The 21,851-nt window shown below is 56.0% G+C and carries 29 protein-coding genes; 26 read left to right on the forward strand and 3 right to left on the reverse strand.

What is annotated here, in order from left to right:
• Positions 1-276 precede the first annotated feature (276 nt).
• The 11 genes from IF654_RS00005 (at position 277) to IF654_RS00055 (ending at position 7,055) form a co-directional block, all read left to right on the forward strand.
• A complete protein-coding gene (locus tag IF654_RS00005; protein WP_143518354.1) occupies positions 277-1,248 on the forward strand; it encodes a hypothetical protein in 972 nt (323 codons plus the stop codon).
• Between the two features lie 819 nt (positions 1,249-2,067).
• Complete coding sequence (locus IF654_RS00010; RefSeq protein ID WP_095008609.1) at positions 2,068-2,724, forward strand: AAA family ATPase; 657 nt, start codon at positions 2,068-2,070, stop codon at positions 2,722-2,724.
• Positions 2,725-2,883: 159 nt separating this feature from the next.
• Entirely contained in the window at positions 2,884-3,039 is a 156-nt protein-coding gene (locus IF654_RS22820) for a hypothetical protein (protein WP_230683692.1), read from the forward strand.
• Between the two features lie 122 nt (positions 3,040-3,161).
• Complete coding sequence (locus tag IF654_RS00020) at positions 3,162-4,697, forward strand: hypothetical protein (protein ID WP_095008607.1); 1,536 nt, start codon at positions 3,162-3,164, stop codon at positions 4,695-4,697.
• A gap of 75 nt (positions 4,698-4,772) precedes the next feature.
• Entirely contained in the window at positions 4,773-4,955 is a 183-nt protein-coding gene (locus IF654_RS00025; RefSeq protein WP_095008565.1) for a type II toxin-antitoxin system HicA family toxin, read from the forward strand.
• A gap of 32 nt (positions 4,956-4,987) precedes the next feature.
• The gene (locus tag IF654_RS00030) at positions 4,988-5,410 is read left to right on the forward strand and encodes a type II toxin-antitoxin system HicB family antitoxin (RefSeq protein ID WP_095008564.1); all 423 of its coding nucleotides are present in this window, start codon (positions 4,988-4,990) and stop codon (positions 5,408-5,410) included.
• 93 nt (positions 5,411-5,503) lie between these two features.
• Positions 5,504-5,692 (forward strand): hypothetical protein, encoded by a 189-nt coding sequence (locus IF654_RS00035; protein ID WP_095008563.1) that lies wholly within the window; start codon positions 5,504-5,506, stop codon positions 5,690-5,692.
• A gap of 170 nt (positions 5,693-5,862) precedes the next feature.
• Complete coding sequence (locus IF654_RS00040; protein ID WP_095008562.1) at positions 5,863-6,213, forward strand: hypothetical protein; 351 nt, start codon at positions 5,863-5,865, stop codon at positions 6,211-6,213.
• The gene (locus IF654_RS00045; RefSeq protein ID WP_095008561.1) at positions 6,210-6,404 is read left to right on the forward strand and encodes a hypothetical protein; all 195 of its coding nucleotides are present in this window, start codon (positions 6,210-6,212) and stop codon (positions 6,402-6,404) included. Before IF654_RS00040 ends, IF654_RS00045 begins: the two co-directional genes overlap by 4 nt.
• A 49-nt stretch (positions 6,405-6,453) precedes the next feature.
• Complete coding sequence (locus IF654_RS00050; RefSeq protein WP_095008560.1) at positions 6,454-6,642, forward strand: hypothetical protein; 189 nt, start codon at positions 6,454-6,456, stop codon at positions 6,640-6,642.
• Positions 6,642-7,055: a hypothetical protein gene (locus IF654_RS00055; protein ID WP_095008559.1), complete on the forward strand. Its 414-nt coding sequence runs from the start codon at positions 6,642-6,644 to the stop codon at positions 7,053-7,055. Before IF654_RS00050 ends, IF654_RS00055 begins: the two co-directional genes overlap by 1 nt.
• A gap of 492 nt (positions 7,056-7,547) precedes the next feature.
• On the opposite strand, the gene IF654_RS00060 is transcribed toward IF654_RS00055, so the two are convergent.
• From IF654_RS00060 to IF654_RS00070, 3 genes are all read right to left on the reverse strand, one after another.
• Entirely contained in the window at positions 7,548-8,000 is a 453-nt protein-coding gene (locus IF654_RS00060) for a hypothetical protein (RefSeq protein ID WP_095008557.1), read from the reverse strand.
• 28 nt (positions 8,001-8,028) lie between these two features.
• Positions 8,029-8,289: a hypothetical protein gene (locus IF654_RS00065; protein WP_095008556.1), complete on the reverse strand. Its 261-nt coding sequence runs from the start codon at positions 8,287-8,289 to the stop codon at positions 8,029-8,031.
• A 79-nt stretch (positions 8,290-8,368) separates the two neighbouring features.
• Positions 8,369-9,031, reverse strand: coding sequence for an XRE family transcriptional regulator (locus IF654_RS00070; protein ID WP_095008555.1), 663 nt, complete (start codon positions 9,029-9,031; stop codon positions 8,369-8,371).
• A gap of 190 nt (positions 9,032-9,221) precedes the next feature.
• Between IF654_RS00070 and IF654_RS00075 the strand changes: the two genes are divergently transcribed.
• The 15 genes from IF654_RS00075 (at position 9,222) to IF654_RS00145 (ending at position 21,820) form a co-directional block, all read left to right on the forward strand.
• Positions 9,222-9,428 carry a hypothetical protein gene (locus IF654_RS00075; RefSeq protein WP_143518348.1) on the forward strand — a complete coding sequence of 69 codons (207 nt, stop codon included), beginning with the start codon at positions 9,222-9,224 and terminating at the stop codon, positions 9,426-9,428.
• Positions 9,412-10,005, forward strand: a complete 594-nt coding sequence (locus IF654_RS00080) for a hypothetical protein (protein ID WP_095008553.1) — start codon at positions 9,412-9,414, stop codon at positions 10,003-10,005. The genes IF654_RS00075 and IF654_RS00080 overlap by 17 nt, the downstream gene beginning before the upstream one ends.
• Before the next feature lie 22 nt (positions 10,006-10,027).
• Entirely contained in the window at positions 10,028-10,483 is a 456-nt protein-coding gene (locus IF654_RS00085) for a hypothetical protein (protein WP_143518347.1), read from the forward strand.
• Positions 10,484-10,702: 219 nt separating this feature from the next.
• Entirely contained in the window at positions 10,703-11,116 is a 414-nt protein-coding gene (locus tag IF654_RS00090; RefSeq protein WP_095008551.1) for a hypothetical protein, read from the forward strand.
• Between the two features lie 293 nt (positions 11,117-11,409).
• The gene (locus IF654_RS23205) at positions 11,410-11,709 is read left to right on the forward strand and encodes a Lar family restriction alleviation protein (RefSeq protein ID WP_418889543.1); all 300 of its coding nucleotides are present in this window, start codon (positions 11,410-11,412) and stop codon (positions 11,707-11,709) included.
• 115 nt (positions 11,710-11,824) lie between these two features.
• Positions 11,825-13,117 (forward strand): site-specific integrase, encoded by a 1,293-nt coding sequence (locus IF654_RS00100; RefSeq protein WP_095008549.1) that lies wholly within the window; start codon positions 11,825-11,827, stop codon positions 13,115-13,117.
• Between the two features lie 38 nt (positions 13,118-13,155).
• Complete coding sequence (locus IF654_RS00105; RefSeq protein ID WP_095008548.1) at positions 13,156-13,614, forward strand: hypothetical protein; 459 nt, start codon at positions 13,156-13,158, stop codon at positions 13,612-13,614.
• Between the two features lie 219 nt (positions 13,615-13,833).
• Entirely contained in the window at positions 13,834-14,160 is a 327-nt protein-coding gene (locus tag IF654_RS00110) for a phage holin, lambda family (protein WP_230683693.1), read from the forward strand.
• 124 nt (positions 14,161-14,284) lie between these two features.
• A complete protein-coding gene (locus IF654_RS00115; RefSeq protein WP_095008547.1) occupies positions 14,285-14,656 on the forward strand; it encodes a hypothetical protein in 372 nt (123 codons plus the stop codon).
• A 57-nt stretch (positions 14,657-14,713) separates the two neighbouring features.
• The gene (locus tag IF654_RS00120; RefSeq protein ID WP_095008546.1) at positions 14,714-15,451 is read left to right on the forward strand and encodes a hypothetical protein; all 738 of its coding nucleotides are present in this window, start codon (positions 14,714-14,716) and stop codon (positions 15,449-15,451) included.
• A gap of 105 nt (positions 15,452-15,556) precedes the next feature.
• Positions 15,557-16,111: a terminase small subunit gene (locus tag IF654_RS00125; RefSeq protein ID WP_095008545.1), complete on the forward strand. Its 555-nt coding sequence runs from the start codon at positions 15,557-15,559 to the stop codon at positions 16,109-16,111.
• Positions 16,074-18,098, forward strand: a complete 2,025-nt coding sequence (locus IF654_RS00130; protein ID WP_230683694.1) for a phage terminase large subunit family protein — start codon at positions 16,074-16,076, stop codon at positions 18,096-18,098. Before IF654_RS00125 ends, IF654_RS00130 begins: the two co-directional genes overlap by 38 nt.
• Entirely contained in the window at positions 18,089-18,304 is a 216-nt protein-coding gene (locus tag IF654_RS00135) for a primosomal replication protein PriB/PriC domain protein (RefSeq protein ID WP_095008543.1), read from the forward strand. Before IF654_RS00130 ends, IF654_RS00135 begins: the two co-directional genes overlap by 10 nt.
• Before the next feature lie 5 nt (positions 18,305-18,309).
• On the forward strand, positions 18,310-19,833 hold the full coding sequence (locus tag IF654_RS00140) for a phage portal protein (protein ID WP_047295267.1): 1,524 nt from the start codon (positions 18,310-18,312) through the stop codon (positions 19,831-19,833).
• Positions 19,781-21,820 (forward strand): ClpP-like prohead protease/major capsid protein fusion protein, encoded by a 2,040-nt coding sequence (locus IF654_RS00145; RefSeq protein WP_230683689.1) that lies wholly within the window; start codon positions 19,781-19,783, stop codon positions 21,818-21,820. Before IF654_RS00140 ends, IF654_RS00145 begins: the two co-directional genes overlap by 53 nt.
• Positions 21,821-21,851 lie beyond the last annotated feature (31 nt).

Genomic DNA, 21,851 nt, shown 5'->3' on the forward strand with positions numbered 1-21,851 from the left:
TTTTAGTGTTGTTGGGGCGGGCGGCGTGTTATATTCCTGCGACAGGCCACAAGGCCGGAAGTAAGAAAAAGAGATTACGAAGGTTTAGAAAAGAAAAAAGCCCGGGGTTGGCGCCCCAGGCTTTTTGGAGATCGGCGAGAAAAAAACTCTACGCGACCGCAGCAAGGTCAGAGTTTATCCGCGGGTCTTCTTCTAAGCAAGTTTATTGCTCAGGGGATAGAGTCGATGACCGATGTAACGACCTGCACAGGTCGGCCTTCCATCATGTGGGGGCAGATGCCTTATAAGTACTCAGGGGAAAACCTCGGTACTGGAAACCGTTGTGGGCACGACCCGGAGATGTTGGCAGTAAACCGCCTAGACTTGCATCAGCCTGCAGGTGGGAAGTGGCCGCGACTGATTGAGGTAGGAATCAAGCGAATCCAAGACTACTTCCACAACGCTGATTCCTTGAGGCCGTTGGCGCACTTATCGAAGAAAATCAATCAAGATGGCACGCCACGGCAGAATCGCAGCGAAGCTCGCGAGGGGCATGCGCTTGTACTCTCTGTGATTTTTACCTACCTAGATCTTAAATCGCTTCGTGTTGGGCACTATACGAACTCCGGGGCCTTTGTAAGCATTTCATTCTTAGAAATTGCCCGACGTTGCGCGATGACTTGTCAGGTCAAAGCGCGTGACGACGAAGGAAAAGTCATCATAGGGCAGTTTAAGGAAGTTCCTACCTCGCGCTTCTGGCGCACAGTGCGCGACCTCAAGCAGGCCGGGGCCATCAAGGTTTTTGAACAGTACGAAGAAAAGGATGCCGGGAAGCGCGCGCTTACTGCCATCAAGAAGTTTAGTAAAAAATTCTTGGCTGTGATCGCAGGCTGGCCGCTGTCGCGCGTTGAAAAAGCCTGCAAGAAAGCCTCGCAGCGTGTTGGAGCCTTCCTGTTGAGGGCTGTCGAGGCTGGCGTGGAGAACGTCGAGCAGCGCAAAGTCCTGATCAAGGGCATTCAATCAGCCAACGTCAAACGTGTTCTGTTTGGCGAGGGGAAGGGCAAAAACCTTCAGCCAGTTATCAGTGGTGCCCGTGAATCTGTTGAAGCGGCGCTGCGTCAAGAGCATGCAGAGCATGAGGCCAAGGTGCTGGCCAGCATCACCGCAGCCCTAGGCCGTCCGCCGCGCGGCATAGAGCAGCTGAAGCTGCAGGCCCTGCACGGTTACTTGAATTACGACGACTTCGTTCGACGAAAACTCGGCGGCTAACCGCCACCGCCACAACCCTCACTTCCTATCCCCCGAATGTCTCGGGCGCCTTGCTATGGGCGCCTGCAGGCGGTTTTTACCTATCCCCGCGCAGTATCCCCCGCCTAGATGCTAAAGCTGGCTCAAATCGACTGCTAGCGCGCCCATCTCCCCTGTCTACCCTTGCGGGCACCTTCAATTCCGTCCTGGCACAGCGTCGAGATAAAATTTAAGTCGCACCCCTTCAATATTAAGTCCCCCTAAGCGTGTAATAAGTCCCTGTCGGTCTTTCCCTGTATACAACTAGAGAAACCATGGGCTCCCTTCGGTAGCCCTAGAATGCCTCGGCAAGCCGAGAGCTTTTTTTTACAAGCCGCGTTCAAACTGCCGCCGTTCCGTCAGTAAGGCGCCTTCCAGTCGCTGTGGGCCGTACACACACCGCACAAAACCTCCAGCCCTTCGCTACGCCCCTTCGCTCCTTCACGCGCCTGCCGTTGGCCACGTCAGCGCGCAAGCGCGCAAGTAATCAGTAAGGGGGGTGGCCATCTCGTTCTTTAGGCGGCCTACGGCCGTCCGAATGCGATAGCGCGTATTAGATGAGTTAGTCAGAGCAATACGCAGGTGTAGCTGCCGCGTGGCTGTGGCGCCCTTGTGGCGCCCTACGCGAAAGCGTGAGGCTCGGCCGTGCGGTTGTGCGCGTGGCAGGCGCTCGACTTGATGGCTGATGTGCCCGTCACCCTGCTGTCGTATCAATATGCAGAAAGGGTACTTTTAAGATTGACATAAGGTATTTAATGGATATCCTTTTAGTATCTGTTTGGTATCTCTTGAAGGTATGGCATGTCTATCATATTGATTGGTAACACCAAGGGCGGGATCGGTAAGTCGACCAACGCGGTGCAGGTTGCGGTGGGGCGAGCCATCCAGGGTAAAGATGTGCTGCTGGTCAATGCTGATCGGCAGTCGTCGTCGTCAAAGGCCATTGCCCGGCGAGACGAGGCCGGTCTGACGCCTAGCGTGACTCTTGTGGCCTATCCGGATGGTGAGCAACTGCGTACTCAAGTCTTACGCCAAGCGGGTAAATACGACGACATCATCATCGACGCTGGTGGCCGTGATAGTTCAGCGTTGCGTCACGCAATGATGATTGCTGACGTTATGTTGGTGCCAATTGCTCCGGGTAACTTTGAATTGGACGCGCTGGAAGATGAGCTGGTGCCGCTGATCAATGAAATTCAGGCGTCACGCGGCGATAACCCGTTGCCGATCTATGCCTATCTCAACATGGCTGAGGCCAATAAATTCTCCAGCGATAATCTGGATACCCGCAGATCCATCGAGAGCTTTCCCGAGTTGCAATTACTGGATTTGAATATCGTCAAGCGCAAGGCTATTGCGACCGCCTCGACCACCGGGCTGTCGGTTCGGGAAATGAAGACCAAAGACTTTAAAGCGGTCAAAGAAATTGACGCGTTGCTGGCAGCGCTGTTTAATTAAAATATCTTTAGGATATCTAAACGATATCCAAAACACCCACTTAGAATATCTGGAAAGTATCTTATGTCAGTAATAAAGCGCGCTCCAAAGGCAGCTGCCGCCGATCCTGCCTCGGAACAGGCGGCGCTAAAGGCGGCAGCAACTGCGCCGGATAGCAGCATGAAAAAGAATGTGCGCGGGAAGCGTCAGATGTTCTCGGTAGGGTTTGAGCCGGAATTGATGGCCGAGTTGGATGCTGCCCGTGGCAAGGTTGGGCTGTCGCGCCCTGCATTTTTAAAGCTGGCCTTGCGCAGACTACTCGATGACGGGGTCTAATGCGGTACAGAGTGCGAGATAAAGATACTGAAAAGATACTAAAGGGATATCCTTAAGGTATTCCAATAGTATCTTTGTGGTGTTATATTTCGAGCATCTAGTGAATTGCAAGGATGTACGAAATGGCCCGCAAGAAACCCGTGCAATATGTTCCCTTGGAAGAGCGTCCTGAGTTCATCGCTGCTGTGGCTGCCTTGCCTGCCGACCCGGCTGAGTTGGAGCGAACAGCGGCGGGCGTGCGTCATCTTTACCATCGCGCGATGTTGGTAGGTGACGTGCAGGCGCTGGATGATGCAGATGTTGTGTACCGCGCCTGCGTGGTCAAGCTAAATGGCGGTACACACTTTGGCTCGGCTCACATTCAAGAGGTTCTGAAGACGAAGTTTGCTGCTGTAGCTGGCCAAGTGCCGGAATGGGGGCAGGCGGGCGAGTTCCTCCTGGACGTCGAGGGCATGCGTATTGTGGTCAAGATTTGCCCTGATCCCCTGTCTAACCATTGTGGAGCCGAGCTGCACGTCGTGGACTTCGACAAACCATTTGTCAGTCGCACCGGCTACCGACATCAGTACATGCGCCCTACGAACCACTTTGGCCGCACCGTTGATCAGGCGGTGCGCGCAGAGGTGTTGGAGTTTTTAGCGGGCGAGGGCGGAGCTGAGTTAATCGGCCAGCAACACGTCGCTCCTAAAAATCTCAAGTTGTACCCGTGGCTGGCGGATGCCTTGGCTGGTGTACAGCCCGATGGCCAGTTGGCCATGTTTGGTGATGCGCCGAAAGACCTGAGCACCAAGCCGGTAATGTCCAATGCCGAGCGGCAACGCCTGTTTCGGCAGCGTCAGCGCGAGCAGAAGGCGGCCGAGGGTATACAGTCAATTCGCCTGACTAGTACTGAGCGTTGTGTGTTGAGTCTTGGTCTGCTCGCCCACGAAGACCTCGATCATCGGCCAAAGGATTGGGCTACCTCGAAAAAGCCTGGGTTTGATGCCCTGCTGAAAAAGCTTTGGCCGGAAGGTGACAACGGCCGTTATTTGGCTGAGCCAAATCGCAGCACTTACCGCCCGACTGCGTTCCTGCGCGGCCAATTGGAGCGGGCGCAGGACGAAACCCGCCGTCTGAAAGAGGTGCTGCATCAGATGACCGCCGAGGCGAATATCTCGGCCGCCGCGCTGGCTAGCGCCCAAGGCGAAGACTTTGCCGCGCTTGAGGTCACTGACGGGCCGCTGCAGACAGTTTGGGAGAGGTTGCCCACAGACTTTGCCCGATGCGCCACGGCGCTGGGCTTGCTGCGCTTGCGTAACAACCAGCATGCGGAGCTGGCCAATGCCGTTGAGGTGCTTCAGGCCCGCCTGAGGGCCGCAGGTTTGAGTGACCAAGTAACGTCGAATACAAAGAATACAAAGCCTTGGCGTTGGAACGTATCCCCGCTGGCAGACTATCGTGCGACCAGCGCCCCGGAATACATGGAACGCCAGATCCGCAAACTATCCCCGGCCGATGAGTGCGCAGAACTGGCCCGGCGCGTTGAGTATCTTGAGCAGGAACAGACGTTGTTAGAGGCTGAGCGCAACAAGGCGTTTGCAGCCAACCGGACGCTGACTGAGCGTCTGCGCCGTGCCGGTCTGCCGACTGACTACCGGCCACAGGCTGGCGAGCAATAAATGCAACATATGTGTTGCTAGTGCAATATAAGTGTTGCATAATGGCTCTACCGAAACGGCATAGGACTTACAGCAATGAAGTGCAGCGAGTTTCGGCGGTGGTTGCTGGCCCAAGGCGCGGAGTTCAAACCGGCCAAGGGCAGCCACTTCAAGGTTTACTTGAATGGCAAATCGACCATATTTGCGGATCACGGCAGCAAGGAAATGCACGAAGGGTTACGCAAAACCATCATCAAACAGTTGGGCCTCAAGGATTGAGGCTTGGCTGTACCCTTAAGAGGTGAGGCACCATGTATCAATACCCGCTGGAACTGCACACCGAGCCAACCGGCGTTTGGTTGTCGTGCCCGGACATTCCCGAAATGAACGCCTCGGGCGACACGTTGGGTGAAGCGTTTGCCGAGGCCCTAGATGGTTTTGAGTCGGCGTTGTCGTTGTACGTTGAGCAGCGCCGCAAGATTCCTGCTGCCTCTGCCGCGCGCGACCCGGCGATGGTACTTCATCTACCGGCGCTGACGGTGGCCAAGATCATGCTGTGGAATGCCATGTTGGACGAGGGTGTCAGTCGTGCCGAGCTGGCACGCCGCATGGGCTGTACGCGGCAAGTGGTGGATAGGTTGGTGGACTTCTTGCACAGCTCGAAAATCGAGCAGGTGGAGCGCGCCTTGGGCCTGTTGGGTCGTCGGTTGTCGTTAGTCCTGGAGGCGGCGTAATTTTCCGTTGCCCGCCCGAATTGAAAGCAAAGCCCCCCATTTCCTGCCGCCAACTGATTACACTGTGCCATCACCTACAAGGAGTAACACGGCATGGCATTTGAAGGCGTCAAAGAAATCAAGCACACCCATGACAGCCGGTTGGTCAACGCGCTGATCGCGGTAGGCTGGGAGCTGCTTGGCATGACTCCGGGCACGACCGAGGAAGGCCACCCTTGGCCTTTGTACACTATGGGTTGGAAACGTGAATTGCCTGCAGCGACCGTGCGACAGGACTGGTAAGCCGCATTACGAATAACGCTGCTTATGTGAAATGACCCCCGTCAGATACGAATCTGCCGGGGGTCTTTTTTTGTGTCAGCGCAAATCACTTTTTGCTAAAGTGATCCATCACTTTTAGGTAAAACGATTTTACGCGTACTTACCCCTACACCTTAAAGAGGAAATCCCGCATGAGCCGTCTTGAGTTCCGCGACACCCCGACCGCTGAGTTCCGATTTTTTGTCTACTGCCCCAACAACAGCGAATTTACCTACTACCGTTCGGCCGAGGATCGTAACAAAGGCGCTGACTCGGTGATCCAGAGCTATTTAGATGACGGCTGGGATGAAATGGTGGAACAAGTGGTCGCCGGGGAAATGACTCACGTTTGTGGCGAGGTAGGCCGCGAAGATCGGCCCGCTGAAACCGAGCTGGATGAAGGGCGGTGCGACGGTACGGGTAAGTTTTGGGGCGACTGGGACTACACCTGCAACTACGACCTGTTGCAACTGCCACCGGCCGAAGGTGAGGCGCACGCATGACTCCGCGCCGTACCTCCCTGCAACGGATATTCCGGGGTGGGCTCGGTCGTCCTCTGGTCAATCTGTGGATCGAGACCCGCGAGGTCGGTTGTGGCCAGCGCACCACTGACACCAAGTTGAACCTGGGACGCTATACGGTGCTGCGCTGGCAGAGCATCACGACCGATATGGATCAGTTCGACCGCAGTTAGAACAAGGCGCGTGACGCGTCACAACCCATTGAGAAAAGAAGTGTTGCCCATGGCTTATGTGGAATATGACGACCCGGCGCACGACGCCGATATGCGCGCGCTGCGCTTGGAGCAGTTGCGCGCCGATATTAGCCCGGAGGAAGCTGAGCAGGAGGCCGGGTGGCCAGCGCTGGCCACCGACGATGAGGGCGACGATGAGGGCGACGATGAATGGGCGGATCTGGAGGAGTGGCTTTAATGGCAGCCAAGAAAATTACCGCAGTCGACGTCGAGCGCTTCGAACTGCGGCTTTCGCGTCTAGTGGCTGAGATCGACGAGACTGTGTGCGATGAAACCCTAGACAGTGCTGTCTACTACGCAAATTTCACTCTGCGCAACGGGATCAAAAACGGCTATAGCGCTATTGCAGGTGAAACTTGGTATCTGCGTATCCGGCGTGCCAAGGCAAAGGTAGCTCACCGACTAGGCAAGGTTGAGCGTCCGGCCGGTGCGTTTAATGCACACGGACTAGACACCGCATTTTTCAGGCCAAGGATGCAGCGCTTTCTACAGGTTCTTAATCAATACACTCCGGCCGAGTTCGCCCGCGAGTGCGCGCGCTTGGCGCGCAGCGCAGACCCGCGCGTATTGCAAGAGGATGAATTTCAATGAGTTCAGTTAGGTGTCGTGCGCTTTATGTTCTGTGCCCGGAGTATGTGATTAGTCGTACTAATGCCGCGTTACGATGGTGATTATCGATTGGCGGCGTTACCGTAACGGCGGTTTACTTCGCGGCATTGAATAGGTGGGGCAGGTGGCAATTTCTTACGCAGGGCAAGCCCTCTTATGAAACGTAAAGGTTTTGATGAGGGGCAGTTGTTGGAGTTGATTGCGGGTAACTCGGTGCGCGAGTGTAAGGTGGCCCGGCATGGTGAACGCTGGGCTTTTTATGTGCGCTTGGGTGGTCCTGCATCCAGCTGGCTAGCGATACGTTCGCAACGAGAGCCGGTGCGTACCTGGGCGAGCTTGGACACTTTGGAGCGTTTCACCAGTAGCTTGGGCATCCGGGCATTTATCGTAGAGTCTTGAACATAAGGATATTAAAAGGGTATCTAAAAGGTGTCTTTTAGGTATTTTTAAAATTGTACTTTACCTTTTTTTAGGTCAGGAAATTGAATAGGCGGGCTGTGCGTAAGGCGTGGTCAAGCTGACGTCTAAGTAGTTGTCGGGGCTGCTGGAGGAACGGCTGGTGGTATTGCGCGCGAGGCGGGAGGCGGGCGTGGTGCGGCTGTTACGGCGGGTTTGATTGCGGTTGCTGTCGTCGGTATGTTCGGTGGCGCACAGCACGGATAGAAGTAGGCACAAGGCGCGTGGAATTAGTACGCCTAAGGTGAAGCCTCTTGCAATCATATTGGGCTGCGTTTTGGCTCCCAGCTTGGCTTTGATGCTGGCCTCGATATGACGCATTGCCAGAGCATCTGCATTTAGGCTGGCCCCAATTTTATTCGGGCTATCGCCATTGGCCAGCCCGACTAATACAAGTAATTCATCCTTGGTTAGATTCTGGCCAGTAAGACCAACAACGTCCTCGCCTATTACGTCTTGAATTAGCTGCATTGAGGGGCCTTCCTTGGGCGGTGATGGGTTAGGCGGTATGGGCTGCTTTGAGTTCGCCAACAATAATGGCCAGCTTTCTTAGCTCGGCGGTCAATACGGCTGTTATATCCGCAATGTCTTCCAGAACGCCTTCAATGTCGCCTGAGTTCAGCGCGTTCTGTGCGAGTGCCTGGACACCTGCTGTAACAGCTGCTTTGTGATTGATCTGAGTAACCAAGGCCCTGCGGTTCCCTTCTGTCAGGGCTGATGGGGTGTTTTGGTCAAACTTCAGCAAATTACCTTCAGACATGAATACTACCCTGTACTTGTGTTATTTACACTTAAAGTGTTTATTGTGGGCGTTTAAACGCCCCTTTTAGGGGCGTAAATTAGCGGATGTGGGAGATTATTTTAACGCGGCCAAGGATCTGCAAAGTAGCTAATTTCTCGGCGGTGACGTGCTGATCGGGATAGCCGTCGCGGTTTTCAGCCTGGATCATAAAGCCGCCATCAAGGTCTTGGCGAATCCAGCGCAGCCATATTCTCCCTTTAATAAGTAAGGCGAATACATCGTCTTTAGCTGCAGCATTTATGGACTTGCGATCAATGAGAACGCGATCACCTTCATGTATCAAAGGTCTCATGCTGTCATCGGTTGCCGCGAAAGGCAGCAGCTTATCTCGCTCCAAATCCAATGCTTCTAGAAATGTGAGCCGAAAAGCTAAAGCATCATCACCTACATCAAGCACGCCTGCCTCTGTCGGGATCGCGGACGGTTTAGGTACGCAATACAGGGCTGTTTCGGGCGCTGTGCCATCGTCATCGGTGAAGCCAGCCAAATAAGCTGGGCTTTTTTTGAACAAGGCCGCCAATTCAAAATACTGTTCGAGCTTGGGGATTCTGATTTGCTGTTCCCAATTTCCGTACCGGGAGGGCGAAATGCTTTCGCTTGAAATCAAAGAAAGGCGCCGTGCGGTTTCTTCCACTGTCCACCCCTCCACGCTCCTACAGGTGCGAAGGCGTTGGGCAATTTTGCGGCGGATGTCCGTCATGTTTTCTTGAGTCCTGCAAGCGTCTAGTTGCGACAGTTTGATCGTTCTTCAGTGCGTTAGGTACTGAATATACACTCTAAGTGTAAATAGCTACAAAAAATGCTTGCAAAGTTTAAGTCCTGCGGCCAACCTGAACACTATTAGTGTTTTCAAGGCTTTTAGTGTGGAACTTTCCCCGTGGATACAGAGCTTGGCCAAAACCGATGCGATTAGCGTCGCGGCCAAGCTATTGGAGGAAAAGCCGAGAACGGTCGTCTCTTGGCTGCGCTATGAGCGAGTGCCGTCCTTCAAGGCCGCAATGAACATCTATGAAAAGTCGGGCGGTACTGTCGACTTCAATGGAATTTACATGCCGTTTTTGAAGGCTGTGAAGGAAGGATATGCAAGGTTTTCTTAGGCTGTCCGGGCTTTCAGATTTGGTCGTCGTCCGAAAAGTAGAGCAGCGTTTTGGCTTTGCTGGATATGCGCGTCTCATCAAGCTTTTAGAGCTTATTAGCTCGATGAGGCCAGCCGTCGATGAATCGCCAGTAGGCATACCTTGGGCTGATGTTTTAGAAGCCCTTCAAGCCGATGACCTTCGTGCGCGCGAATTTCTAGCCTATTGCGAAGACGCTAGAGCGTTACGCGTAACGCGACCAGAAGGAGCATTTGAAGTAGAGCTGTGCGGTGAGTTGGTGGCGTTGATGGCCAGCGCTCCAGCGGTTCTGAGCAGTGTCTCAGGGCGTGTGCTGTTTGAATCAGAAAAGGAGTGGGTCGACTGGTTCGCTGCTGATTTGAACTGCCCACCGTACTTAGCAAATGACGCATGCACCCGGCAGCTATTTCGTCGGTGGTGCGCCGTAAATGTGACCGTAGCAGAAATTGAAGCCGCCGTAGAGCTGGCTATTGGGGCCAAAGAAGCACCGCATCCAGCGGCCCTGAATGAACATTTGAAGACTGTGCGTAAAAAGAAATTAAAACTGGCTTACCAGTGATGGTGGGCCAAAGGGGAATTCTTTGCTGTTAATTGCACTGTCTGGTGGTCGTCCTGCCGAGCGAGTTGAAATTGCTGATCGGCTTATTAGCTCTGGAAAAGGTCAGTTTGCTGCATACGCCCAGGCCACGCCAAGCGCTGACTATGCGTTACGCCGAGTTCAGGTTTTGCGCACTTATATTGAAGGTCCGGCTGAGAGCTTTGACAAACCGTCGCCTGTTGAAGGGATGGTAGTGGTTCATTGTTTGAGCGACGAAGAAGCAACAGAAATCCGTTCGCGTGGTGGTGTTATTTGGCACCTCTACAGCAAGCCATCGGATGATGTTTGTATCAAACAGGGCGATGTCATGGTGACTAAGGGTGAGCAGGGCTTTCGCCATGTGCGTACACCGCTGGAGGCGCTTTCTGAACTGGTTCTGGCGCGCCTTGCCGCCAATCAATGTGTTCGCTCAACACTTAAGAGCTTGTCTCGTGAGTAGGTCTATCAGTCATGCCCTGCCTCGGTATGCATATGGCGATCCAGCCAAAATTGTTGAAGCCCAAGAGTTGCGCAACATGGGTTGTTCAGCTTGTGTGCGCGCGGACTTCATTTTTGGCCAGCGTCTTTGCACCAGTGGTCTCAAGTTCCCGTCGTGCAAGCAGAGCTATCGCAACGGTTATAAGTTGACGCCTGAAGCTGAGGGTTAAAGGGGAGAGGTATGGCAAAGCGTGACGTTGCCAGCGCTCTGGAGCTATGGGCGCGCTGGTCTGTACCAGAGGCACAACAGAGCACTGGTCGCTCTATGCTGGCCAAGTTGATAGATAACAAAGGGGAGATCTTTTTTGGTGGTTCAACGGCTGCTTCTGGTGGGCCAGTGGATAGCCTTGAGGTTCTGATTGAATCGGCAGTTATGAAAATGGCCGCTATCGATCAAATGCGCGCGGATGTGCTTCGGCTTGAGTGTAACGCCGCATGGTGGCAGGTGGCTTTACGTCGAAAAATCGACGGTTATGACCCACGTGGTATGGGGCATTTTGAGAAGGCGCTGGCCTTGGGTATTAGCTTGCGAACTTATCGACGGCGATTGGCCGAAGCAAAACAAATCATTGAGACGTTGCTGGGGAAATCATGAGTATGCACCCGCTTTTTGCTGGTTTTCATGGGGTGGATCTATACGCGGTAGGTCGTGCCCTTGGCTTTATTGTGCATGCAGAGGCTGTTCGTGGGGTGTTGCCCGATGCGCTCACACATGAGCAGGCTGGGCGGCTTTCATCGGGTGGTGATCTTGAAGGCTACCTGTATGCGGGTGGCTGGAATGCCCCTGCTGCGCATTGCCGAGTCTTTGTTAAGCCTTTAACCCATTTGGCCGGAGAGCTATGGCGGGTAGGCTTAGAGGCAGATAATGGCGCAGTGAAGCTGGGTGCAATGAAGCCGTGCCCATTTTGTGGTGGCCCGCCTGTCGCTATCGTAACGAGCTGCCCGGATGGTGCGGCTCCCGAGCTATGCACATACGGTGAGGATGGGTTGGCAGTGGAGGCCACGGTGTTCTGTCATAAGTGTGGAAGCCAAGGGCCTGAGGTAGAAGACGTTATTTTTGACCGTGCTGACTTCCAATCAATACGTGAGCGTGCGATAGCGCTGTGGCAAGCGCGGGATATGCGCTATGCGCCTCTGTGCGTGGCCAGCCTTTGTGCGGCTCAACCAGTGTCCCTTGTCTGCCCATAAAGAGCTGAATTCTCAGCCTTACCGTTAGAAAAATTTCCCCTAAGTGAAATCGACGCTTTAAGCGTTACGGCTTCGCTTTGCCTGAAGAAACACAACGCCGCCCGCTGCTTTGGCTGTGCGCGGCATCGAGGCCCGCATCATGGCAAGAACAATTAACGTCCAGCTCACTGATACCGTCATTAAACGCTATGCCGCAGACCGGACGGTTGGCGAGCTAAAAGACCCTCGGCATCCGTTGCGCTTTCGTTACCGTAACGACCGAAGCAAAGGTAGTTGGCATCTTGTGCGGTTCTCTAAAGGGGCCAAGTGGGAAAAAGCAGGTAACTGGCCCGATGTGCCTGCGCGGGTGATGCTCGATGCCTTGCCAGTCGTTCAGGCCCGTTTGTTGGCTGATCCGTCCGCGCCTGTAGTTGTTGATGCCTGGCAGTGCGTTGGGGATGTTTTAACCTGGTACCGCGAGCGTTTGGCGACCGATAGCCATTTGTCGAAAGAACGTAAAGGCTCGTCGCGTTCGTTGATCAAGCGCCATTTACTACCCGCACTGGCTGATCTGCCGCTGAACCAGTTAGGCCCGGACACGCTAGATGAGCGCTTAATCTGGCCCATGCAGCGTGATCACTCCCTGACCTATGTGCGCTCCGCTCTTGGCGTGCTCAAGGTGGCGTTTGGTTTTGCCTTGGCCCTTAAGAAAATAACCGTAGATCCAATGGACGGGGTGTCATTCAGCAATTTCAGCAAAGCGAAGATCAAGCCCAAGGGGGCGCGCTTACGGCATGTGGCGGTAGTGGATTTACTGGCTGAGTGGGCCGACTTATTCCCGACACGACCTGTGGATATCGCGTTGGCCATGTTGATGTTGATTCATGGCACGCGCATCACTGAAACACGTCTGGCCAAATGGAAGAACATTCATTTAGACGCGGGTGAGTGGTTCATACCGGCGACTGATACCAAGTCTAAACGCGACCATGTGTTACCGCTTACTTCGGCTGCTGTGGCCTTTTTGGAGCGTTACAAAGAAGACCAAAAAGAGCGTGGGTATGACGGGGCCTACCTGTTCCCGTCCAGCTCGCGCTCAGGTCGTCCGCTGTCTCGCAGTCAAGCCTTCAAAATATTCACCCGTTTAGGTGCAGGGGAGTGGAGCAGTCATGACCTGCGCAAACTGGCGCGTACCTGTTGGGCCAAATTCCGCATCGATTCATTGGTGGTCAAGCTGCTGCTTAACCATTCCCTGACCGATTTGGAGGCGACCTACTTTCAAGACCGGGGAGAAGACATCAAGCGCGATGCCTTGGAGCGTTGGCACGACTGGCTCAATGCGCAGGGTTTTGATGCCTTGCAGGATAAGACAGGAGCAAGACGCGCCGTTAAGCCTGCTGCCGTAGACCCCGCTGGCTGGCTGGCTTGAAGCCCTAAACCGAAATTAATCTTATAAGAGGATTTTAAATGGACGCTCAGACCGCCCTGGAGCAGATGGAGCAGATGGAGGGCGACGCGGGGCGCATCGTCGCTTGTGTCGAGTTGGCCGAAGATGCGGTGCTTGTGACGCGTCACGGCGATGGCGAAAGCGAGTTGAGCGCCGAGGCAATCCGCAAGCGGGACCAGCGTGAACGGGATAAAGCGGCCGGGGTTGATGAATTACGGGTCAGAATCGGCCCGGTTGAGGCGGCCCAATTGGCTGAAGGCCTTGAATTCCGGGCCTCTGGGGCTGAGCCGTATACCGCAACCGAGTACCTACTGACGCTGATCCGCCGCGACCACGATCTGATCCGGCAGCAGCGTGAAGTTGTGGCAAAGAAAATCTGCGCACACTGCCGAAAGCCCATGCCCCGGGGCTGTGGCGGGGTTTGGGCGGGTGAATTGCCCTGCGTGTTACCGCAACTGGAGCGGGCTTTATGGCTGTGACGACGGCCAAAAAATGGCAGGGTTGACAAGGTTGCGGTTTTACACCTTTAGTGTTTACAACACTAAAGGTGTTGACAGGTTTGGCAGCTTTCTCTATATTTCCGGCCATTGTGGTGTTGTTCCGGCCACGATGCCCATCGCGTAACAGTCAATTCAGCCCCCGGCCCAAAAAGGTCGGGGGTTTTTTTATGGCCGCTCCCAGCACCGGGAGGATATTGGATGCTGAAAATGCCCCCAGAAAAAGACCCGACTTTCTGGGTCATTGTCATGGCAGCTCTCAAGGATCACGGATTGGCCGGATTGCTTGCTTTCGGTCTGAGTTATTTGCGCATTCTCTATGAAGACAAGGAGCCGCGATGGGACCGCCGCCTGATTGAGGCCTCGCTGGGGGGGGTGCTGGTGTTCCTGGTCGGTGTCGGGGCTGAAAAGGCCGGAATGAGTGGTGGTCTGTCTTACGCCGTTGCGGGGTTCGTCGGGATTCTCGGGGTAGAGCAGGTGCGCCAGTTCGGTCGCCGCTGGGCCGAGAAAAAGGCGGACTTGGAGTGAGAATTCCGCGTCCAGTGGTGTCGTTGTTGGCTGTCCTGCTGGCTTATGCCGTTGTGGGGCATTTTGAGTGTCGAGCGGCGGAGGTCTGTCAGGCCCCGTCCGTTACGCATAACGAGGGTTTGAAATGATTGATAAGACGAATTGCCCACTAAAGAATTTCTTTGTGTCTAATGATTCGAGCCCGCGCATGCCGGTGGTTGCCGCCTCTTTTGGCTTTACCGAGCATGGTGTTCATTTTCGAGATGAGTCAGGCGTGTTGACGGCTTTCTTTCCATTGGGCACGACGGTTGTGTCTGACGACGCGCAGCGTGCCTTGGTCGCTCCCGTCCCGGCCGTTACCGAACTGGCCTGCGGTGAGGCTTTTGCGATTGATACTCCGCCGAGAATCTCAGTCGGTACGATCAATATCACAGGCGTCACGCCTGAAAACGCTGCATCCTTAGTCACGCATATTCAGGGCCTGATGGATGTTCGTCAGTCATCTGGAACGGCTTGAATAGACCTGTGATGCCGCCGCCGTAGAGGTAGCTGGCAAAGATATAAAGGGGGGGCCATGTTCAAGCTAGAAATAGGTGTTGATGATGCTCAACTGACTAAATCAGCGATTGAGATGCAGCGTCGTCATATCCCGTTTGCCCTCGTCTTAACGGCCACTCGCTTGGCTCAGCGGATCAAAAAAGGCGAGTTGGCTGTGATGCGCAAGCGTCTTGATAGGCCGACCCCGACCACGTTGAACAGTTTGTTTTTAAAAGCTGCGACCAAGGCAAAACCCGCGCGAGTGTATTTCAAGGATTCTTGGACTTCAGGGATACCAGCCGATACGTATTTACAACAGGCAGTTTTCGGCGGAGTGCGACCACATAAGCGGTTTGAGAAGTCTCTGATAGCCCAAGGCATCATGAAGTCAGGCCAGTATGCATTGCCCTCAAAGTCGTTTCTCAATCAGTACGGCAACGTATCCCGGGGCACGATGACCAAGGTCTTGTCTGGCTTGGGCGCCGCTGAGACAACCAGCGGCTTCAAGGCAAATGCTACGGATAGTAAGCGCAGCATGGCTAAGGGCAACAGGCGCTACTTCGGTGGTGTAGTGGGTGATGAGTCCGGTGTGTGGGAGCGCATGAATACCAAGTGGGGTGCCGCTGTTCGACCGGTATTTGTCTTCAGCGATGGCGCTCCTGCATATCGCACCATCTTCCCGTTCTTCAAGATCGCGGAAAATATCGCTAGAGCCCATAGAACTCAGGAGTTCAACGATGCTTTGGCTCAAACCCTAGCAACTGCTCGTCCCTGATGCGTAGCAATGGGTCCTCCTGAGGGGGTGGGGGCATGGGGGTAATTCGGGCCCCGCTCTTCCGCTATGTATGAGCCTTTTTTAGAGGTTGGTTGTTGTTTAGTTATGGCCAATACATCAATCGCACGACAGCCGTTCTGGCTGAACAAAAAACGCATGGCCGAAAGCCTGGGAATTTCCGTTCAAGCCTTTGACAAATGGGGCGTTGATGCCGTCGCGAAAGTCGGTCGAGAGTCGTTCTATGACGTGCGCTCGGTTCTCGATAATCGACTTAAGCACCAAGGTGTGAAGCAACAACCCACCGGACCTGATGGCGAACACCTCGACCCACTCATTGAGTACCACCTGTTGCAGGAGCGACTGCGTTTGACTGGTGCTCAGGCAGATGCACAAGAGCGGAAAAACAAGGTTCAGGACAAAGAGTTGGTCCCGGTCGGTTTCATGGTCTTTGCCCTCGGTCGTTTGTCCGCCATGTTGGGCTCAACACTGGACACCATTCCCAAGAGTTTGAAGCGCAAGCACCCCGACATTGCCATTCGGCATTTGGAGGCGCTTGAGCGCGAGATTGCCGTTACGCGTAACGAGGCTGCTGGGTTGTCCGAAGCCATACCGGAGATTTTGGATGACTACATCGCCACCCTGGATGAGGGCGCTGGCTGACGCCGTTCGACGGGGACTCAATGCACTGTACAAAGAGCCGCCGCTGACGGCGGTGGAGTGGGCCGACACGCATTTCTATCTGTCGTCGGAGTCCTCCTACCAACAAGGCCGCTGGGTGACGGCCGCGTTTCAGGTGGCGATCCTCAACGCGATGGGCAATGACCTGATTCGGGTGTTCAACCTGCACAAGTCCGCCCGCGTGGGTTACACCAAGATGCTGATGGCCAACATCGGCTACAAGATTCAACACAAGAAACGCAACGTGTTGAGCTACTGCCCGACCGATCCCGACGCTGATGAGCTGATGAAACGGCACGTCGACACGATGATCCGCGACGTTCCGGTGTTGCTGGCCCTGGCACCGTGGTTCGGCCGCAAGCACAGCGACAACACACAAGACGCCAAGCGCTTCGATAATCAGAAGATGCTGTGGTGCCTTGGCGGTAAGGCCGCGCGCAACTACCGGGAGAAAAGCCCGGACGAGGTGATCTACGACGAGCTGTCGAAGTTCGACCACGACATTGAGGGGGAGGGCTCGCCCACCTCTTTGGGGGACAAGCGCCTTGAGGGCGCGACCTACAAGAAATCCATACGCGGCTCAACGCTGGGCATCGCCGGGCAATGCCAGATCAGCCGGGCGGCCGAGAAATCGCCGCACTACCTGCGATTCCATATCAAGCCACCGTGCTGCGGAGGTGAGCAACACCTGAAGTGGGGCGGCAAGGACGAGCCTTACGGGCTCAAGTGGCGCACCAACGAATTGGGCGAAGTCGAGAGCGCCTGGTATCTGTGCGAGCACTGCCAAGGTGGCACCTTCGAGTATCACGAGATGGTCGAGGCGTCCGAGTTCGGGCGCTACATCTGCGAGCGCACCGGCATCTGGACGCGCAACGGCATGGAATGGTTCGGTGCGGATGACCAGCCGATCCCCACGCCGCGCTCGGTCACGTTTCATATCTGGACGATTTATTCGACGTTCACCACCTGGGTGGATATTGCGGCCGAGCGCATCGAGGTCGGCAAGGACTTGGGCAAGCTCAAGACCTTTGTAAACACGACGCTGGGCGAAGTCTGGGAAGAAGACCAGACGGAAAAGGTCGACTGGGAACAGCTGCGCGACCGTCGCGAGAATTATGGTGCGCAGGTGCCGGGCCGCGCCGTGGCGCTGTTCGGTTCCATCGACTCGCAAGATGACCGCTACGAGGGCCGCGTCTGGGCGTTCGGCGCCGGTGAGGAAAGTTGGCTGGTTTACCGGTTCATTCTGTACGGCGACCCGGCCAGTCAGGTGCTGCGCAAAAAGGTGGGCGTTGAGCTGCACCGCCAGTTCACCCGGGCCGATGGTCAGGTGATGGGCGTCGAGCGATGGTGCTGGGACTCCGGTGGCCACTACTCGGACGAAGTGCGGCTGGAAAGCCGCAAACATGGCGTGCATTGGGTCATTCCGATTTTCGGTGCAAGCGTCTACGGCAAGCCCATTGCCAACTTTCCGCGCAAGAAAGAAAAGAAGAGCAAGACCTACCTCACCGAGGTGGGCACCGACAACGCCAAAGAGCTGATTTACAACCGCCTCAAAATCCAGCCAGACGGCGATCAGCCGGTTCCTGGCTGTGTGCATTTCCCTGCCGACGACAACATCTGCGATGAGGCTGAGCTGAAACAGCTCACGTCTGAAAGCAAAAAGTGGGTCGTGGTCAGAGGCCGCCGGGTGTTCCGCTGGGATGCCAGCAAGCGGCGCAATGAGGCACTGGACTGTTACGTGTACGCCATCGCGGCGCTGCGGATCAGCCAGCAGCGGTTTGGTTTGGACCTGGACGAGCTTTCAAGGGGGCTGCCTCAAGTCATTGAGCGGCCGCAAGACGAGTCGCTGGACGAGCCAGATGAAATATCCGCCCCGGCCTCCGAGCCGGAACCGGCGACCCACCAACCCCCAGCTGAGCCTGCATCTGTTGGCGGCTGGGTCGACACAGGACGAGGCGCATGGCTCTAGATCCGCAAACCATGATTGACCGCTATCTGGAGGCCGAGCTGGCCGTGCTGGACGGCAAGGAAATCACTTTCAACGGCCGCAAGCAGGTGATGGCCGACTTGCCCCAAATCCGTGCGGGCCGACTTGAGTGGGAGCGCCGTCTGGCCTCGCAGCAAACAGCACTTGCAGGGGGCCGCCCGGGGTATTCCCTCGCGGTATTTGATTGAGTCGTATGAACTTGCTCGACCGGATTTTGGCCCCGGTATTTCCCGGGGCCGTGGCCGAGCGCTTGCGGGCCCGCAATGTGATACAGGCGTTTGAGGCGTCGGATATTACTCGCACGCATAAGGCAAAAAAGCAGTCGAAAAGTGCTGACAAGTCCCTGCAGAAGTCGGCCGTGTCGCTGCGTGAGCAGTGCCGCAAGCTGGACGAGGATCACGACATTGTTACCGGCCTGTTTGATCGGCTGGAAGAGCGCGTGGTGGGAGGCTCCGGTATTTCAGTCGAGCCGATCCCGCTTACCTATGCCGGTGACGTTGATCTGGAATTTGCCGCCGCGATCAAGGCGCAGTGGTCCGAGTGGTCGTTGTCGCCGGAGACCTCCGGCGAGTTGTCGCGACCACAGATGGAACGCCTTATGTGTCGTACCTGGTTGCGCGACGGTGAGGGGCTGGCCCAGATGCTGATCGGTCGGGTGGCTAATTATGACCACCTGCATGATGTGCCGTTTGCCCTTGAACTGCTGGAACCGGACTACCTGCCGTGGGGTTACACGGACTTGGCCAAGGGTATTTCCCAAGGCATCGAGCGTAACGGTTGGCGACGGGTCAAGGCCTATCACTTGCTCAAGCAACACCCGGGCGATGGCTTGGGTTATGGCATGACCCTCGACACCAAGAGTGTCCCGGCTGATCGCATGATCCATATCGCGTACCGCAAACGGATTGGCCAGAACCGTGGCCAGCCCTTGCTGCATGCCGTGATTATCCGGCTGGCGGATATCAAGGATTACGAGGAAAGCGAGCGGGTGGCCGCACGCATCAGCGCAGCTCTGGCGATGTACATCAAGAAGGGCACGCCAGACGACTTTGTGCCCAGCCAGACCAAGGCACCCGAGCGGACGTTTCCGCTGGCCCCCGGTGTCGTGGTCGACACCCTGTTGCCGGGTGAAGACGTGGGCATGATCGAAAGCAACCGGCCCAACCCGTTTCTTGAGGGGTTCCGCAATGGCCAGCTCAAGGCAGTGGCAGCGGGCACCCGGGGCACTTACTCCAGTGTGGCCCGCAGTTATGACGGCACCTACTCGGCACAGCGTCAGGAACTGGTGGAAGGGCAATTGGGTTATGACCTGCTGCAGCACGAGTTTATCGACTACTGGTGTCGGCGTGTGTACCGCGAGTGGTTGCGCATCGCGATCACCAGCGGGGTGTTGGTGGTGCCCAAGACCGTCGACCCCAGCACGATTTATGGCGCGATCTATCAGGGGCCGGTCATGCCCTGGATCAACCCGGTGCATGAGGCCAATGCCTGGAAAATCCTTGTTGAGGCGGGTTTTGCCGATGAGGCCGAAGTGGCCCGGGCTCGTCAGCGCAACCCTCAGGAATTGAAACGCACCCGCAAGGCAGAGATTGAAACCAACCGGGCGCAAGGGCTGGTGTTCAGCTCCGATGCCTACCACCTGTACTACGGGAAAAACAAAGCGAATGAAACGGAAAAAAAACCGGATGACGATGACCCCGAGGGGGGCGACAAGTAGCGCCGGGGAGAGCTGGTACACGCTGCGAGCCAAGGCCCGAGGCGTCGTGGACCTGATGCTTTACGGTGACATTGGTGCCTGGGGCATTACGGCCAACCAGTTTGCTCGCGACTTGAAAGCCCTCGGTGACGTGTCACAGATCAATCTGCACATCCACTCCCCCGGCGGTGACGTGTTTGAAGGCATGGCCATGTACAACCTGCTCAAGGCGCATCCAGCGCGTATCGAGGGGTTTGTGGATGGTCTGGCCGCGTCGATGGGCAGCGTGATCCTGATGGCCTGCGACACGATCAGCATGCCCGAAAACGCCATGATCATGGTCCACAAACCGTGGGGCATTCAGGGTGGCGATGCCGAGGATCTGCGCCGTTATGCCGATCTGCTGGACAAGGTCGAAGACTCACTGGTCATGGCCTATGTGGCCAAGACCGGGAAAACCGCCGATGAAATTCACGCCTTGTTGAAAGATGAGACGTGGATGAACGGAACAGAAGCGGTCGTGGCCGGATTCGCAGACACCGTCATTGAACCAATCAAGGCCGCCGCCCATATCAACTCTAATCGCATGCAGGAGTTCACCAACATGCCCGAAGCATTTAAAAAACTGTGGGAGCCGCGCGGCTCGACCACTCCCCCGGCGCCTGCTCCAACCCCTGCGCCTGCTCCAGCGGGATCGGTTCTGACTCCTGAGCAAATTCGCGCTCAGGTAGTGCAGGCCGAGACCGAGCGCCGTACCGCGATTACAGCCGCGTTCGGTGGTTTCAATGTGGCCCATGCCGAACTGCTCAATACCTGCCTGACCGACATGGAATGCAACGTCGAAAAGGCCCGTGAGCAGCTACTGGTGGCTTTGGGCAAAGACACCACCCCTACGGGTGGGCCAACTCCGCGTCACCCCGGGCACACCTCCAACGGCAATCTGGTCGGTGACTCGGTGCGTGCGTCGTTGGTAAGCCGTACTGGTCAGGGCGAAATCCAGAAGGATAACGCTTACAACTACATGAGCCTGCGCGAGCTGGCCCGTGCTTCGCTGCAGGATCGCGGCATTCTGGTGGCGACCCTGGCCCCGATGCAGATGGTGGGCATGGCGTTTACCCATGACACCAGCGACTTCGGCAACATCCTCGTCGACATTGCCGCCGCGTCGGTGCTGCAGGGCTGGAATGAAGCGGAAGAAACCTTCCACCTCTGGACCAAGACCGGCCGCCTGAGCGACTTTAAAACCGCCAAGCGTGTGGGCATGGGCGAATTCCCAACTCTGCGTGAAGTGCGCCCGGGTGCCGAGTACAAGTACATCACCACCGGCGACCGTGGCGAAACCATCCGCTTGGCCACCTACGGTGAATTGTTCTCGATCACCCGTCAGGCGATCCTCAACGATGACCTGGACCAACTGACCACCATCCCGAAACGCATGGGTGAGGCGGCACGCGGCACCATTGGCGATCTGGTGTATGACACCCTGATCAATAACCAGAATTTGAGCGACGACAAGAAGCTGTTCGATGCTTCGCGCAAAAACCTGTTCACCGGCGCCGGTTCGGCGTTGTCGATCGAGTCGCTAAGCAAAGCCAAGACCGCGATGGCACTGCAGAAGAACCAGACCGAAGGCGGCAAGGCTCGAACCCTCAACATCCGGCCGGGCTTCGTACTGGTGCCGGTGGCGCTGGAAGACAAGGCCAAGCAGTTGATCCGTTCGGCCTCGGTGCCTGGTGCTGAAACCAATGCCGGTATCGACAACCCGATCCGCAACTTTGCCGAAGTGATCGCTGAGCCGCGTCTTGATGATAATTCGTCGACCGCCTGGTATCTGGCGGCCAAGAAAGGTAGCGACACCATTGAGGTGGCCTACCTTGACGGTGTTGAGCTGCCATACCTGGAGCAGCAACAAGGCTTCACCAATGACGGTGTTATCTCCAAGGTGCGAATCGATGCCGGTGTCGCGCCGCTGGACTCTCGCGGCCTCAACAAGTCGAACGGCGCCTAAGCCGCGCTGTTACCCCTGAGCCCCGCCCTGT

This window comes from Pseudomonas lundensis (assembly GCF_015377145.2).
GTDB classification, from domain to species: Bacteria; Pseudomonadota; Gammaproteobacteria; order Pseudomonadales; family Pseudomonadaceae; genus Aquipseudomonas; species Aquipseudomonas lundensis.